General features: G+C 72.3%; 12 protein-coding genes. 10 read left to right on the forward strand and 2 right to left on the reverse strand.

Annotation, left to right across the window (positions count from 1 at the left end):
• Window positions 1–3: 3 nt before the first annotated feature.
• Window positions 4–1668: a Mur ligase family protein gene (locus IR212_RS05235; protein ID WP_194397911.1), complete on the reverse strand. Its 1665-nt coding sequence runs from the start codon at window positions 1666–1668 to the stop codon at window positions 4–6.
• Between the two features lie 125 nt (window positions 1669–1793).
• Between IR212_RS05235 and IR212_RS05240 the strand changes: the two genes are divergently transcribed.
• From IR212_RS05240 to IR212_RS05250, 3 genes are all read left to right on the forward strand, one after another.
• On the forward strand, window positions 1794–3089 hold the full coding sequence (locus IR212_RS05240; protein ID WP_194397912.1) for a M50 family metallopeptidase: 1296 nt from the start codon (window positions 1794–1796) through the stop codon (window positions 3087–3089).
• Window positions 3090–3196: 107 nt separating this feature from the next.
• Window positions 3197–3565, forward strand: coding sequence for a YciI family protein (locus IR212_RS05245; protein ID WP_194397913.1), 369 nt, complete (start codon window positions 3197–3199; stop codon window positions 3563–3565).
• On the forward strand, window positions 3562–4824 hold the full coding sequence (locus IR212_RS05250; RefSeq protein ID WP_194397914.1) for an RNA polymerase sigma factor: 1263 nt from the start codon (window positions 3562–3564) through the stop codon (window positions 4822–4824). The genes IR212_RS05245 and IR212_RS05250 overlap by 4 nt, the downstream gene beginning before the upstream one ends.
• 18 nt (window positions 4825–4842) lie before the next feature.
• Here the strand turns inward: IR212_RS05250 and IR212_RS05255 are convergent, their stop codons facing one another.
• Window positions 4843–6786: an anthranilate synthase family protein gene (locus IR212_RS05255; protein ID WP_194397915.1), complete on the reverse strand. Its 1944-nt coding sequence runs from the start codon at window positions 6784–6786 to the stop codon at window positions 4843–4845.
• 336 nt (window positions 6787–7122) lie between these two features.
• Here IR212_RS05255 and nhaA point away from each other — a divergent pair, with 336 nt between their 5' ends.
• The 7 genes from nhaA (at window position 7123) to IR212_RS05290 (ending at window position 15806) form a co-directional block, all read left to right on the forward strand.
• Window positions 7123–8907, forward strand: coding sequence for a Na+/H+ antiporter NhaA (gene nhaA, locus IR212_RS05260; RefSeq protein ID WP_194398540.1), 1785 nt, complete (start codon window positions 7123–7125; stop codon window positions 8905–8907).
• A gap of 30 nt (window positions 8908–8937) precedes the next feature.
• Window positions 8938–10068, forward strand: coding sequence for a flavodoxin-dependent (E)-4-hydroxy-3-methylbut-2-enyl-diphosphate synthase (ispG, locus tag IR212_RS05265; RefSeq protein ID WP_194398541.1), 1131 nt, complete (start codon window positions 8938–8940; stop codon window positions 10066–10068).
• Window positions 10068–10952: a phosphotransferase gene (locus tag IR212_RS05270; RefSeq protein ID WP_194397916.1), complete on the forward strand. Its 885-nt coding sequence runs from the start codon at window positions 10068–10070 to the stop codon at window positions 10950–10952. The genes ispG and IR212_RS05270 overlap by 1 nt, the downstream gene beginning before the upstream one ends.
• 9 nt (window positions 10953–10961) lie before the next feature.
• Complete coding sequence (locus IR212_RS05275; protein ID WP_194397917.1) at window positions 10962–12173, forward strand: benzoate/H(+) symporter BenE family transporter; 1212 nt, start codon at window positions 10962–10964, stop codon at window positions 12171–12173.
• 66 nt (window positions 12174–12239) lie between these two features.
• Complete coding sequence (locus IR212_RS05280) at window positions 12240–12776, forward strand: RNA polymerase sigma factor (protein ID WP_228479494.1); 537 nt, start codon at window positions 12240–12242, stop codon at window positions 12774–12776.
• Window positions 12773–13966, forward strand: coding sequence for a hypothetical protein (locus IR212_RS05285; RefSeq protein ID WP_194397919.1), 1194 nt, complete (start codon window positions 12773–12775; stop codon window positions 13964–13966). Before IR212_RS05280 ends, IR212_RS05285 begins: the two co-directional genes overlap by 4 nt.
• Before the next feature lie 40 nt (window positions 13967–14006).
• On the forward strand, window positions 14007–15806 hold the full coding sequence (locus tag IR212_RS05290) for a proline--tRNA ligase (protein ID WP_194397920.1): 1800 nt from the start codon (window positions 14007–14009) through the stop codon (window positions 15804–15806).
• Window positions 15807–15818 lie beyond the last annotated feature (12 nt).

Genomic DNA, 15818 nt, shown 5'->3' on the forward strand with positions numbered 1-15818 from the left:
GGATCAGGCCTCGGGGTGGACCGGCCGAAGCGGATCGGACGCCGGGGTCTCGTCGTCGGGATACGGCACCGGCCAGTGCGGCTCCGGCACGGGCCAGCCGGCGTCGCGGAGCGCGCGGCGAGCCAGCTCCCGCGCCGAGTAGGGCGTACGGATGCCGCGGATGTCACGGTAGTCCTGGTGACCGGGCCCCGCCCAGAGGATCGCGTCGCCATCGCCCACGAGCGCGACGGCCTCGATGATCGCGCGCTCCGGCGGGGAGTACTCGCGGATGTCGGCGTCGGGGCGGGCCAGACGCGCGCCCTGGATGAGGGTGGCGCGGATGGAGTCCGGATCCTCGTGCCGAGGGTGGTGGTCGGTGATCACGAGGATGTCGCTGCCCTCGACGCCGGTGCGGCCCATGTCGTGGCGCTTGGTCGCGTCGCGGTCGCCATCGGCCCCGAAGAGCATCACCACCCGGCCCGGCGTCACGCGCCGGACGGCGGCGAGCGTCTTCTCGAAGGCGTCGGGGGAGTGCCCGAAGTCCACGTACACCGCCGGGCCCGCGTCCCCGGACACGAGCTCGGTGCGTCCGGGGAGGTACGCCTCGATGCGCCCGCCGTCCAACGCCGCGACCAGGCGCTCCCACGCGTAGCCGCCCTCGAGGATCATGACGATGGCGAGGCCCGCGTTGGCCGCCATGTGCCGGCCGATCACCGGCACGAGGGTGGTCAGGGTCCGCCCGTCCCGGGCGGTGAGGCGGAACCGGGTGCCCACCGGCCGCTCGTCGAGGATGTCGACCACCCAGTCGGCGGCGGCCGCGGCCCCCGTGTCGGAGGCCAGCGCCGGGGTGCCCACGGTCACCGTCGGCACCTCGCTGCGGGCGACGACCTCGGCTCCCGGCGCGGAGTCGATGCACACGACGGCGCGACGGGCGCGGTCCGGACGGAACAGCGGCAGCTTCGCCTCGAAGTACTCGCGCATGTCGGCGTAGTCGTCGAGGTGGTCGTGGGTGAGGTTGGTGAAACCGGCGACGTCGAACACGATCCCGTCGACGCGCCGGCGACTCAGCGCCTGGGCGCTCACCTCGACGGCGACCGCCTCGACCCCCCGCTCGCGCATCAGCGCCAGCAGCGCGTGCATCTCGTACGCCTCGGGCGTGGTCAGGCGCGAGACGATGACCTGTCCGGCGATGTGACGCTCGGCCGTCGACGACAGGCCGGTGACGGCGCCCAGCTGCCCGAGGATGCCCTCCAGCAGGTGCGACACGCTCGTCTTCCCGTTGGTCCCGGTCGTGCCGAACAGCGTCGGCAGCTCGTCGTCCCTCCCCGTGCTGTACACCCACGCCGACAGCTCGCCGAGGAGCGCCCGCGGGTCGTCGACGACCAGCACGGGCAGGCCGCTCGCGGCGGCGGTGTCGGCGCCCGCGGCATCCGTCACCACCGCGACGGCACCCCGGTCGGCGGCGGCGGCGGCGAACTCCGCACCGTGACGGTTCACGCCCTGCACGGCGACGAACACGTCGCCTGGGCGGAGATCGGCCGTCGCCAGGGTCACGCCGGTGAGGCGGACGCCCTCGGCGCGGCCGCGCACGTCCGTCCGCAGGAACTCTGCGAGGTCGGCGAGGGAGTGGGTCGGCGGCGCGTCGGGGCGGAGTACCGGGGGCAGATTGGAGGGCGCGTCGGTGGGCATGGCGGATCCATCTTCGCACGGCGCCTGCTGCCGGCCCTCCGGTCGCCGCACCCGTCACGCGCGCCTCGTAGGGGAGGATCACTCGTCACACCCAACTCAAAGCATCGCGCGAGTACCGTGAGCGTGTGGAAGTCCTCGCGTTCGTCATCGGCGTCGTGCTCATGGTCGTGGGCCTCGCCGTGTCGATCGCGCTCCACGAGCTCGGTCACCTGTGGCCGGCGAAGAAGTTCGGCGTCCGCGTCGGTCAGTACATGATCGGGTTCGGGCCGACGCTCTGGTCGCGGCGCTTCGGCGAGACCGAGTACGGCGTCAAGGCCATCCCGCTGGGCGGCTACATCTCGATGGCCGGCATGTACCCGCCGTCCCCGCGGGCGGCCCGCCGAGACGGCCGCGCGGGCGGCGGATTCTTCGCCACGCTGGTGCAGGACGCGCGCGACGCCAACGACGAGACGCTCCACGGTGAGGACGACACCAGGGTCTTCTATCGCCTGCCGGTATGGAAGCGCGTCGTGGTGATGCTGGGCGGGCCGGTGATGAACCTGCTCTTCGCCATCGTGCTGTTCGCGATCCTGCTGACCGGCATCGGCATCCAGACAGCCACGACGACCGTCGCCCGGCTGTCGGAGTGCGTGCCGGCGGCCGGTGCGAGCGAGTGCGCCGCGTCGGACCCGGCGGCCCCCGCCGCGACGGCCGGCATCCGCCCGGGCGACACGCTCGTCTCGATCGGCGGTGAGCCGGTGGCCGACTTCTCCGAGGCATCCGCCATCATCCGCTCGTCGCCCGGCGAGCCGCTGGTCTTCGTCATCGAGCGCGACGGCACGGAGCAGTCGATCACGATCACCCCCGCCGCCGTCGAGTCCGGGGCGACTGCTGCGGACGGAGACACGACCACCGGCCAGGTGGGCTTCCTCGGGGTCGGTCCGGTGGTGGAGTACGTGCGACAGCCCATCTGGGTGGGCCCGCAGATGGCGATCGAGAACGTCGGGGCGGTCGCGGCCATCATCTGGCAGCTGCCGGTCAAGGTGTGGGACACCGGCGTCACCCTGGTCACCGGTGGCGAGCGCGACCCGAACGGGCCGCTCAGCATCGTCGGCGCCGGGCGCCTGTCGGGCGAGGTGGCGGCGGCGGACTCCCCGGTCCTCAACCGCGTGGCCGGCTTCCTGTCGCTGCTGGCGTCGCTGAACATCGCCCTGTTCGTCTTCAACCTCATCCCCCTGCTGCCCCTGGACGGCGGGCACATCGCCGTCGCGCTGTGGGAGGGGATCAAGCGGACGTGGGCCAAGATCTTCCGCCGTCCGCCGCCGAAGCCGGTCGACGCCACGAAACTCGTGCCGCTGACGTTCGCCGTGTTCATCGCGCTGGTGGCGATGGGCGGCATCCTGATCCTCGCCGACCTGTTCAACCCGGTGTCGCTCTTCTGACCGGATCGCGGGGCCAGCGGGAGGTTCTTTCGGCTGTGCTGTCGAGAACGCCCTTGTCCGTTCGCTGTGGGGATGAAACGGTTCCACTGACGAAAGGACGACCGGCCATGAAGTACGTCATCATGTTCACCTCGACGCCCGAACTCGACGCGGCGGTGCCGCCGGAGCGGGCGCAGGAGGTCTACGGGCGGATCTACGAATGGTTCGGGGAGCACTCGGACCACATCGCCGACGGCGGTGCCGAGCTGCTGCCCGTCGACACGGCGACCACAGTCCGCCACGGCGACAACGGTCCCGTCGTCGTGGACGGCCCGTTCTCGGAGGCCAAGGAGGTGGTCGGCGGCTTCAGCGTCATCGACGTGGCCGACCTCGACGCCGCCATCGCGCTGGTCAAGACCTGGCCGTCGCTCGACCTGCCGGGGGTCGCGGTCGAGATCCGGCCGATGGTCACCGATTACAGCCAGTTCGACGAGTGACCGGAACGGATGCCGCGGCCGGCGGTGGCTCGCAGGACCCGGGGTGCGCGCGCGAGCGGGCCGCGGCATCCGATCGTCTTCTGGCCGCCGTGGTGCGCGAGGAGTCCGCGCGCATCACGGCGGCCCTCACGGTCTCGTTCGGCAGCTTCGACATCGCCGAGGAGGCGGTCGCCGAGGCCGTCGAAGAAGCGCTGCGGGCCTGGCGGGTGCAGGGCATCCCACCCCGACCCGGCGCGTGGCTGACGCAGGCGGCCCGCCACAACGCCCTGGACCGCGTGCGGCGTGAGCGCGTGCTGCGCGACAAGGTGGCGCTGCTCGAACGACCCGCCGGACGACCGGAAGCCGCTGCGGCGGACGAGCGGCTGCCGCTGCTGTTCGGCTGCTGTCACCCGGCTCTCGCGCCGGAGTCCCAGCTGGCCCTCACCCTGCGGGCGGTGTGCGGACTGACGACCGCGCAGATCGCCCGCGCCACGCTGTCGACCGAGCCGGCGACCGGGCAGCGTATCTCACGGGCGAAGCGCAAGATCGCCGAGAGCGGCATCCCGCTGCGCGTCCCGGAAGGTCCCGACGCCGCCGCGCGGCTGGATCTGGTCCTCACCGTCGTGTCGGTGATGTACAGCGAAGCGCACTTCATGGCGGGGTCGGATGCCGCGGCCGACCGCGATCTCGCCGATGACGCGCTGTGGCTGGCGCGCGTGATCGCCCAGGCGCTGCCGAAGCACGCCGAGGCGCTGGGTCTCCTCGCGCTGCTGGAGTTCCACCGGGCGCGGGAGTCCGCCCGCGCCGTCGAGGGGGAGCTGGTGCTGCTGGCGGACCAGGACCGCTCGCGGTGGGACGCGCGGCTCCTCGCCTCCGCCCGCGAGACGCTCCTGCGCGCGGCGCGGCTGCGGCGCCCCGGACGCTGGCAGCTCCACGCAGCCGTCGCCGCCTGTCACGCGGATGCCGCGGACGCCGCGTCGACAGACTGGCTGCAGGTGCTGACGCTCTACGACATGCTGCGGGCGTACGACCGCTCGCCGGTCGTGCTGCTCAACCGCGCGGTCGCGCTCGCTCGCGTGGACGGAGCTGTCGTCGCGCTGGCAGAGGTCGACGCGCTCGAGCCGGCTCTGGCGCGGTCGCACCTCTGGCACGCGGTGCGCGCGTCGCTCCTGCGCGAGCTCGGCCGGGACGGCGAGGCGCTCGCCGCGGACCTCCGTGCGCTCGAGCTCACCGCCAACGAAGCCGAGCGGCGCCTGCTCGCCGCGCGTGCTGCGCGCTGAGCCGCGGCATCCGTCTCGTCACGCGGCGACGGGTGTGAGAGCCTGCTCGACCAGGCGCTGCAGCGTGGTCATGCCGTCCCGCGACAGGATCGACTCGAGGTGCCCCTGCACCGAGGCGAACCCGGGACCGCGCAGCGCGTACACGTCGCCCGACGGGTCGGCGGCGACCTCGGCTTGGCCGACCCGCCGCGTTCCGGCGGGGACCCGCGCGGTGAACGTGTTGTAGAAGCCGATGGATGCCGGCACCCCGAACACGTCCACCGACTTCTGCAGGCCCTGGTGCGGGGTTTCCAGCGGCGCGAGGCCGATGCCGAGGGAGTCTGCGAGGATCTGGTGGCTGAGGCACACCGCCAGGAGGGGACGCCCCGCATCCCGCCGCCGCGTCACCACCTCGCGCATCCGGCGCATGCGCGGGCTGGCGGAATCCCGCGGGTCGCCCGGTCCGGGCCCCGAGATCACCAGCTCGGCGGCGTCGATCTCGTCGTCGGTGACCTCGTGCCACGGGACGATGCGGGCGTCCAGCCCGAGGTGCCGCAGCTGGTGCGCGAGCATCGTCGTGAAGCGGTCCTCGGCGTCGACGACGAGAGCGTTGCGGCCGGCGAACGGGCCGATCTCGTCGGAGCCCTGCGGGTTCAGCCAGAACTCGGCGAGCCGGGCGTTGCGCGAGGCCAGCAGCTCTGCGATCGCCGGATCGTCGGCCAGTCGTCGCGGCGCCGGAGCGGGGGCGTCCTCGTCGATGACGTCGGCGTCGGTCGCGGCCGCGACGGCGGCCTCGGCCGCGGCGTCGCGGGGGACCGCGCCGATGGCACCGAGCACGCCCGCCGCCTTCCCGTGGGTCTCGCCCACCTCGCCGTACGGGTCGGAGTGCCGCACGAGGGTGGCGCCGACCGGGACGCGCAGGCGGCCGTCCTGCAGATAGGCGGTGCGTATCAGGATCGGCGCGTCGAGGTCGTGCGTCGCCTCGCCTGCCGTGAGCGTGAGCCGGGGCGTGAAGAGCGCCGCCACGCCGGAGTAGTACCCGCGGGGGTTCGTCTCGTGGCGCGCGATGACCGTGCAGGCATTCTGCATGGGGGAGCCGGTGACCGTCGGGGCGAACATCGTCTCGCGCAGGATCTCTCGGGGATCCAGTCTGCTGCGGCCCCGCAGCACGTACTCGGTGTGGGTCAGCCGCGACATCTCCTTCAGATGAGGGCCGGTGATGCGGCCGCCGTCCGAGCAGACCGCGCTCATCATCTTGAGCTCCTCGTCGACGACCATGAAAAGCTCCTCGGTCTCCTTGGTGGAGCGCAGGAACTCGGCGAGCGTCTCGGGCGTCGCGCCGCCCTCCGGGTGGCGGAACGTCCCCGAGATGGGATTCATCGTCACCACGCCGTCGCGAGCACTGACGTGCGCCTCCGGGCTGGCGCCGACGGCGACGTGTCCGGGTGTGACGACGGCGAAGGTCCAGTACGCGCCCCGCTCGTGCTCGAGGAGGGCACGGAACCACGTCAGCGCGGCCTCGGCGGCATCCGCCGCGACGCCGGCGGTGAAGTCGCGCCGGATCACGAAGTTCGCGCCCTCGCCGCGACCGATCTCGTCGGAGATCACCCTGCGCACGATGTCGGCGTACTCGTCGTCGGCGATGTCGAAGCCCGCGCCCTCGAGGGCGACCGGCTCGGCCGGCAGCTGCGCCAGCACCTCGTCGCGCGGGAGGGCGCTGCGTTCGGCGACGACGAGGCAGCGCAGCGGCGCCCCGTCGTCGTGACACTCGAAGCCGCGCTCGCGGACCTGCCGGAACGGCACCAGCGCCAGCACCTCGCGAGGGGTGCCGGCGCTGTCGGTCAGCGGGATGTCGGCGAGCAGCTCGACGTCGACGACGTCACCGGTGAGCAGTTCGACGGTGGCGCTGTCCCGTGCGATCAGGGCGAAGGGGGTGCCGCGCTGGGCGATCTCGCGAAGCGAAGGGTGGGCGGGCCCGGTCATGGCTGTGGGTCTTTCGTCGTGGGGAGGCAGCCCTTACGAAGAAGAAGACCGCCTCGAGGGCGGTCTGAGTCGCTCAACCCACCGCCTATGCGGTGAGCCACCAGGAGAGGCGAGCGGACATGCGCCGAAACTACCACACGCGCGATCGGCCGATCCGTTCGTCCCGGCCCACGGGCGGGCTGTTTCGCTCCATACTGAGGCCGACCCGTTTCCTCGCATCTCGCCCCGCGGAGGCTTGTCTTGACCCGACTTCCGATCACCGAGCGCCGGCCCGACCGGTCGGGGACGCCGGAGCGCGACGCGCGCCGGCCGTCGATCGCCGACCGCATCCGCAACATGGGAGAGCAGCGCACCGGAGCCCTCCTGCTGGTCCTCGCCACCCTCGCGGCGATCGTGTGGGCGAATCTGGGTGCCGCGTCGTACCACGACTTCTGGGAGACCGATCTCACGATCGGATTCGGTGACATCCAGCTGGAGTTCACGCTGCACGCACTGGTCAACGACGCCCTGATGGCCATCTTCTTCTTCACCGTCGGGCTCGAGGTGCGCCGGGAGTTCGCGATCGGAGAGCTCACCAGCTGGTCTCGCGCGATGATCCCGGTGGTGGCCGCCGTCGCCGGCCTGGTCGTGCCCGCCGGCCTGTTCCTCGCCATCGCCGCCGGCTCCGGGCAGGAGCATGCGTGGGGCGTCGTCATCTCGACCGACACCGCCTTCCTGGTGGGTGCGCTCGCCCTCATCGGCCCGCGCGCGTCGGGCCGCCTGCGCGTGTTCCTCCTCGCGCTGGCGGTCGTGGACGACATCGGGGCCCTCAGCATCATCGCCCTCTTCTACACCGAGAACTTCACTCCGCTTCCGCTGCTCGTGGCCGCCGCGGGCCTCGCGGGGATCTTCTTCACCCGCTACATCCCGCGCGGGCGCGGGCCCATCTACGCCACGCTGTCGATCATCGTGTGGCTGGCCTTCCTCGCCTCGGGGGTGCATCCGACGCTCGCGGGCGTCGCCATCGCCCTCCTCATCCCGGTCTACCGGCCGAACCGCCGGGACGTGGAGCAGGCGCTCGAGCTCGCCCGCATGTTCCGCCAGTCGCCGAACACCGAGTACGCCCGGCAGGCCGCCAACAGCCTGCGCGAGTCCATCTCGATCAACGAGCGCCTGCAGTCGGCGTACGCGCCCTACGTCGCCTACGTGATCCTGCCGCTGTTCGCCCTGGCCAACGCCGGCGTCGAGATCTCGGGCCCCATCCTCGCCGCGGCCGTGCAGTCACCCGTCACGTGGGCCGTCGTCGTGGGCCTCGTGGTGGGCAAGTTCGTCGGCGTCTTCGGTGCTGCCGCGACCATGAAGGCCGTCAAGCTCGGGGAGTTCGGCCTGGGACTGACGCTCGACCGCATCGCCGGCGGCGCGATGCTGTGCGGCATCGGATTCACGATCTCGCTGTTCATCATCGATCTCGCCATCGATGACCCCGACGTGCAGAACGAGGCGCGGGTCGGCGTGCTGGCCGCATCCGTCATCGCCTTCGTCCTCGCGGCGATCGTGTTCCGCCTGTCCGATGCCCGCCGGCCCGACGACGACGGCGGACGCGTGCTGGTGCGACCGGTCGACCCGAAGCGGGACCACATCTACGGCGACGTGGACGCCCCGCTCACGATCGTGGAGTACGGCGACTTCCAGTGCCCGTTCTGCCTGAAGGCCTCCGGCTCGATCGAAGAGGTGCGCGCCGAGCTGGGTCCGCGGCTGCGGTACGTGTGGCGGCATGCGCCGCTGGAGCGCCAGCACCCGAACGCGCTCGCCGCGGCCGAGGCCGCGGAGGCCGCCAACCTGCAGGGCAAGCTGCCGGAGTTCTCACGCAGCCTGTTCGCCGACCAGGAGCACCAGCTGCCGTCGGACATCATCCGGCGAGCGCGTGAGCTGGGCCTGGACGTCGATCGCTTCGAGGAGGATCTGAGCTCACCGAAGGTCACCGGCCGCGTGCGGGACGACATGCTCGATGCCGAGGCGATGGACATCACCTCGGTGCCGACCTTCTTCATCAACGGCGTCCGGCACGTCGGCCCGTACGACGCGCAGACGCTCATCCGGGCCCTCACCGGCTCCGAGCCGGATCCGACGACGGCCGCGTAGGCTGGATCCGTGCCCGCCGTGAATCTGGGGATGCCCAAGGTCCCCGAAACCCTCGCCCCTCGCCGCAAGACCCGACAGATCAAGGTCGGCAAGGTGCTGGTGGGCGGCGACGCCCCCGTGAGCGTGCAGTCGATGACCACGACGCCGACGACGAACATCAACGCGACCCTCCAGCAGATCGCCGAGCTCACCGCCTCGGGCTGCGAGATCGTGCGCGTCGCGGTGCCGTCGCAGGACGACGCGGACGTGCTGCACATCATCGCCAAGAAGAGCCAGATTCCCGTCATCGCCGACATCCACTTCCAGCCGAAGTACGTCTTCCAGGCGATCGACGCCGGGTGCGGCGCCGTGCGGGTCAATCCGGGCAACATCCGCAAGTTCGACGACCAGGTCGGCGCGATCGCGAAGGCGGCAAGAGATGCCGGGGTGTCGCTGCGCATCGGCGTGAACGCCGGCTCGCTGGACCGGCGCCTGCTGGAGAAGTACGGCAAGGCGACCCCGGAGGCGCTCGTCGAGAGCGCGGTGTGGGAGGCCTCTCTCTTCGAGGAGCACGACTTCCACGACTTCAAGATCTCGGTCAAGCACAACGACCCGATCGTGATGGTGAAGGCCTACCGACTGCTGGCCGAGCGCGGCGACTGGCCGCTGCACCTCGGAGTGACCGAGGCGGGCCCCGCGTTCCAGGGGACGATCAAGTCGGCCACGGCCTTCGGCATCTTGCTCGCCGAGGGCATCGGAGACACCATCCGCGTCTCGCTGTCGGCGCCGCCAGCCGAGGAGGTCAAGGTCGGCCACCAGATCCTGCAGTCGCTCAACCTGCGCGAACGCAAGCTCGAGATCGTGTCGTGCCCGTCGTGCGGTCGCGCGCAGGTCGACGTGTACTCGCTCGCGGACTCCGTCACCGAGGGACTGAAGGACATGACGGTGCCGCTCCGCGTGGCGGTCATGGGCTGCGTCGTGAACGGACCCGGCGAGGCGCGCGAGGCCGACCTCGGGGTGGCATCCGGCAACGGCAAGGGGCAGATCTTCGTGAAGGGGCAGGTGATCAAGACCGTGCCCGAGGCCGACATCGTCGCGACCCTCATCGAGGAAGCGAACCGCATCGCCGACGAGATGGGCCCCGGCGCGCCGGTCGGCACCGCACAGGTCGTCACGGCCTGATGGGCCTCGGCCGCCTGTCGGCGGCGCAGCGGGCGCGGGTGGCCTCGTGGCTGCCGGGCGTCGAGATCGTCGACGACCTGAGCTGGAGCCACTCCGGCACCGTCGTGCTGCGCGCAAGCCACGACGGCCGGGAGCTCATCGTCAAGGCGGCAGGGCCGGGCGACCACCATCTCGCCCGTGAGCTGGACGCGTACGAGGGCGGCTTCGTCGCCGCGTGGGGACGCGCGGCACGCGCGCCGCGCCTGCTCCACGCGGACCGCGGCTCGCGCGTGCTCGTCATGGGCCTGCTGGGTGGCCGGCTCGCGTACCGCACGCCGGCCGCCACCGACCCGGACGTCCACCGCCGTGCGGGCGAACTTCTGCGGGCCTTCCACGACCAGGCGTCGCGCCCCTCGGAGGGAACGGATGCCGCGGCCACTCGCCGTGCGCTCGCCTGGCTTGACGGCGAGCACGCGATAGCCGGTGACACCCAGGCGCGGCTGCGCGACGCGCTGTCGTCCCTCGCCCCGGTGGAGGCCGATCTCGTGCCGACGCACGGGGACTGGCAGCCGCGGAACTGGCTCGTGGACGGGCGCCTCGTGCGGGTGATCGACTTCGGCCGGTTCGCGTTCCGCCCGCCCGCGACCGACTTCGTGCGGCTGGCCGCTCAGGAGTGGCGTGCGGCGCCGGAGTGCGAGGCGGCGTTCTTCGATGGATACGGCCGTGACCCCCGCCATCCGGAGCACTGGCTGCTCATGCGACTCCGCGAGGCCATCGCCACCGCTGCCTGGGCGCACCAGGTCCGCGACGGCGCCTTCGAGGCGCAGGGACACCGGATGATCCGCGACGTGCTGGCTGAGCTCGAGTCGGGCGGCGCCGGGCCGCAGGCACCCGCCATGGCATGATCCGATGTCATGACCGACGCTGAGTCCGCCGCGAGCGCACCGCCGCCGGCGTCGGCACCGCTGTCCCGTCCGATCGTGGCGGGCATCGTCACGGCGCTCGTCGGGGTGACGAGCTCCTTCGCCGTCGTCTTGACCGGTCTGGACGCCGTGGGGGCCGATCGCGCGCAGGCGGCGAGTGGACTGCTCATCCTCTGCCTCACCATGGGTGCCTCCGGTCTCCTGCTGGCGTGGCGCTATCGCATGCCGATCACCGTGGCGTGGTCGACGCCGGGCGCCGCGGTGCTGGCCGCCACGGGCGCCGTCGAGGGCGGCTGGCCCGCCGCGGTCGGCGCGTTCCTCGTCACCGCGGCGCTCATCCTGCTGACGGCGCTCTGGCCGCAGCTGGGACGGCTGATCGCCCGGATCCCGCCCTCGATCGCCCAGGCGATGCTCGCGGGCGTGCTGCTTCCGCTCTGCCTCGCGCCCGTCACCGGCTTGGTCGCGAATCCGTGGGGCGTCGTCCCGGTCGTGCTCACGTGGCTCGTCTTCGTCCGTCTCGCCCCTCGGTGGGCGGTGCCGCTGGCCTTCGTGGCGGCATCCGTCGTGGTCGCCGTCGATGTGGCCGCGACCGGCGCAGCCCTCGACCCGGCGCTGTTCGTGCCGCGGCTGGAGTTCACCGCGCCCACGCTGACGCTGGGAGCAGTGGTGGGGCTCGCGCTGCCGCTCTTCCTGGTGACGATGGCGTCGCAGAACGTCCCGGGCGTCGCGATCATGCGCAGCTTCGGCTACCGGGTGCCGTGGCGCCCGGCGATGCTGGTGACCGGGGTCGGCACGGCCGTCGGCGCGACCGCAGGCGGGCACGCCATCAACCTCGCCGCGATCAGCGCCGCCCTCGCTGCGGCTCCCGACGCCGACCCCGATCCCGACCGCCGATGGGTGGCCGGGGTGGCGACCGGGATCAGCGGGATGGTGCTGGGCGGCCTGTCGGCGGCGCTGGTCGCGCTGGTCGTGGTCGCGCCGGCGGCCGTCGTCCCCGCGGTCGCGGGGCTCGCGCTGTTCGCCGCCTTCGGATCATCGGTGCAGCAGGCGATCGACGACCCGGGGGAGCGCCTGCCGGCGGTGGTGACCTTCCTCGTCGCGGCGTCGGGGATCGCCGTGGCGGGCGTGAGCGCGGCATTCTGGGCACTCGTCGCGGGACTCGTCGTGCGCGAGGTGCTGCACCTGGGCCGCCGCATCCGGTGAGGAGGACCGCGGTCGTCCCACCAGGAGGGGTGGGAACCATCCGGCCGAATGCGGACACTACAGGGTATGGACGATGATGACGCGGCCCTGTGGGGACGGGTGCTGGCCGGCGACGAAGCCGCGCTGGCGGCGCTGTTCGATCGCCACGAGGCGCGTCTCTTCCGGCACGCCCGCCGCCTCCTCACCGCACGGGAGGACGCGAAGGATGCCGTGACGATCGGCTTCTTCGAACTGTGGCGCAAACGCGAGTCGGTGCGGCTCGTGGACGGTTCGCCGCTGCCCTGGCTGTTGAACGCGGTGTCGAACTGCGCTCGCAACCTCGAGCGCTCCGGCCGCCGGTACCGGTCGCTGCTCGCACGGACGCCGGCGGCGGCCGACGCCGGTCCGCCGCAGGGCCCGGACGAGAGCGGCGTGCTCGCCGCGCTCAAGCGGCTGCCGGCCCGGGAGCAGAGCGTCGTCGTGCTGACGGTGCTCGAGGGCTACCCCGATCGGGCTGCGGCGGAGACGCTCGGCATCCCCCTCGGCACCGTGAAGTCGCGTCTCGCCCGGGCCAAGGCGAGGCTGCGCGAGGAGATGGCATCCATCGAGGGAGCATGGGCATGAACGACGACCTGACGCCGCGGGAGCACAGCGAGATGCGCGACCTCGTCCTCGCGGGCGCCCAGCGCATCCGCCCCGCCGGCGACCGCCGCGTGCGCATCGCGGCAGGCGCCGTCGCACTCGTCCTCATCGGCGTGGTCAGCGGCGGAGCCGTCACCACCGCGGCGCTGCTGGGTTCGGACGCCCGGCCCGCCCCGGCCCCCACGGTGAGCGAGACGGAGCCGGTGCCGACACCGACGCCCACGCCCACCCCGACGCCGGAGCCGGCCCCCGAGCCCACCGCCCCGGCCGCTCCGGCCCAGGGGGTCACTCCGTTCGCCGGCGAGTGCGCGAACGCCCTCGACGACGCGGCCGTCGAGTCCGTGACCGGGATCGACATGGTGCGGTCCGACTACCGCTGGAAGACGGGTGCCAACGAGGTGCTCGGCGGGATCGACTGCGTGTGGGTCTCTGACGGCGCCTATCTCGCCGCGACCGCGCACCTGTTCGCCTACCCCGAGGCGGTGGTCGGCGAGGACCTGCGCGCCGGCACGCCGACCGGCTGCACGCCGATCGAGGACGGCTCCCGCGTCCAGTGCGCGGCGGCCGGTCTGGCCGGCGGCACCTGGATGGTGGTGCGCGCCGCCGGCGATGCCGGTGTCGTGACGGCCGCGGGCGTCGAGGGTCTCTTCGCCGACGCCTCCGCGCGGCTGGCGAATCACCCGGCACCGAGCCCCGCCGTGCGCACGGCGCAGTGGTGGGCGCTGCCGGACTGCGCCGAGCTGGCGGCATCCGTCGATCCCGGCTCGTACGGGTTCGAGCGCGTCGCGCTGCTCTCGCAGAGCAGCCGCGGCGAGGCGACCGACAGTCTCGAGGGCATCGCCCTGTTCGCCGGGGCCACGAGCTGGTGCGAGCTTCACTTCACCTCCGGGGACGGCGACACCAGCAGGGGAGAGGTGGTGCGCGTCGACGTCGTGCCCGGTGGCGCGATCGCGTTCCCCACCGCTCTGGCCGCGGACGGCGCACAGCCGGTGAGCGTGGCGGGCGCCCAGGCGGCAGTCGTCGCGCCGGGGCTCGACCGCTACGAGGGGTCGGCTTCGGTCGTCGTGGCCACCGACGGGGTGAACGTGCTGATGGTCACGCCCGACATCACCCGCGCCACCACCGACGCCCTGCCGCTGACCGGGACGCTCCTTGCGGGGCTGCACCCGTGACGCCGGGCGGCGGCATCCGCTCGCCCTAGACTTGTCCCTCGTGGTCACCCGTCTGTCGCACTTCTTCCTCCGCACGCTCCGTGAAGACCCCGCCGACGCCGAGGTCACGAGCCACCGGCTGCTCGTGCGCGCCGGATACATCCGACGCGCCGCGCCCGGTGTCTTCACCTGGCTGCCGCTGGGGCTGCGGGTCAAGGCGCGCATCGAGGCGGTCATCCGCGAGGAGATGACGAACGCCGGTGCGTACGAGGTGCACTTCCCGGCGCTGCTGCCGCGGGAGCCCTACGAGGCGTCGGGACGATGGACGTCGTACGGCGACGGCATCTTCCGCCTGCAGGACCGCAAGGGTTCGGACTACCTCCTGGCGCCGACGCACGAGGAGATGTTCACGCTGCTGGTGAAGGACCTGTACTCCTCGTACAAGGACCTGCCGCTGATGATCTACCAGATCCAGGACAAGTACCGCGACGAGGCGCGTCCGCGCGCCGGCCTGCTGCGCGGCCGCGAGTTCACCATGAAGGACGCGTACTCGTTCGACTACACCGACGAGGGTCAGGATGCCTCGTACCAGTCGCAGCGCGACGCCTACGAGCGCATCTTCCAACGGCTGGGCCTGGAGTACGTCATCGTCGCCGCCGACAACGGACTCATGGGCGGTGCGCGCTCGGAGGAGTTCCTGCACCCGACGCCCGTCGGCGAGGACACCTTCGTCCGGTCCGCCGGCGGCTATGCCGCCAACGTCGAGGCGTTCACGACGGTGGCACCGGACGCGATCGATTCCGACGGGCTGGGAGCCCCCGTCATCTTCGACTCTCCGGACACGCCGACGATCGAGACGCTGGTCGCCCACGCCGAAGCGCACCTCGACGCGCCGGAGCCGGGCATCGCCGGTCCCGCCACCGCAGGGGTGACGCGGTGGACGGCCGCGCACACCCTCAAGAACGTGGTCCTGGCCCTCACGCACGTCGACGGACGTCGCGAACTCGTCATCGTCGGCATCCCGGGCGACCGCGACGTCGACGACAAGCGCGTCGAGGTGGCCTTCGCCCCTGCGGCCGTCGAGCCGGCGTCCGAGCAGGACTTCGAGCGCCATCCCCTCCTCGTCAAGGGGTACATCGGCCCGTGGTCCGAGACCGGCCCGGTGCTCGGCGAGGAGTCGGCGACCGGCATCCGGTACCTGCTCGACCCGCGGGTCGTCGACGGCACGGCCTGGGTCACCGGCGCCAACATCGACCAGAAGCACGTGCACACCCTCGTGGCGGGACGGGATTTCACCGGCGACGGATTCGTCGAGGTCGCCACCGTGCGCGCGGGCGATCCGGCTCCCGACGGGTCGGGCCCGGTGGAGCTGGCGCGCGGCATGGAGATCGGCCATGTCTTCCAGCTCGGGCGCTTCTTCGCCGAGACGCTGGGGCTGAAGGTCCTCGACGAGAACGGCAAGCTCGTCACCGTCACGATGGGCTCGTACGGCATCGGGGTCACGCGCATCCTCGCGATCATCGCCGAGCTCAACAACGACGAACGCGGGCTCATCTGGCCGGCGGCCGTCGCGCCGTTCGACGTGCACGTGGTCGCCACCGGCAAGGACCAGGTGGCGTACGACCTCGCGGCGTCGCTCGCGGCCGAGCTCGAGGCATCCGGTCTCGACGTCGTCTACGACGACCGGCCCAAGGTGTCGCCGGGGGTCAAGTTCGGCGACGCCGAGCTCATCGGGGTGCCGCGCATCGTCATTGTGGGCCGCGGGGCAGCCGACGGCCAGGTCGAGCTGTGGGACCGGCGCACCGGTGAGCGGGAGGTCGTGGCTGTCGCGGATGCCGCCGCCCGCCTCTCCGCCCGCTGAGGCCGGATCGCC

It is taken from the genome of Microbacterium atlanticum (genome assembly GCF_015277815.1).
Lineage (GTDB): Bacteria > Actinomycetota > Actinomycetes > Actinomycetales > Microbacteriaceae > Microbacterium > Microbacterium atlanticum.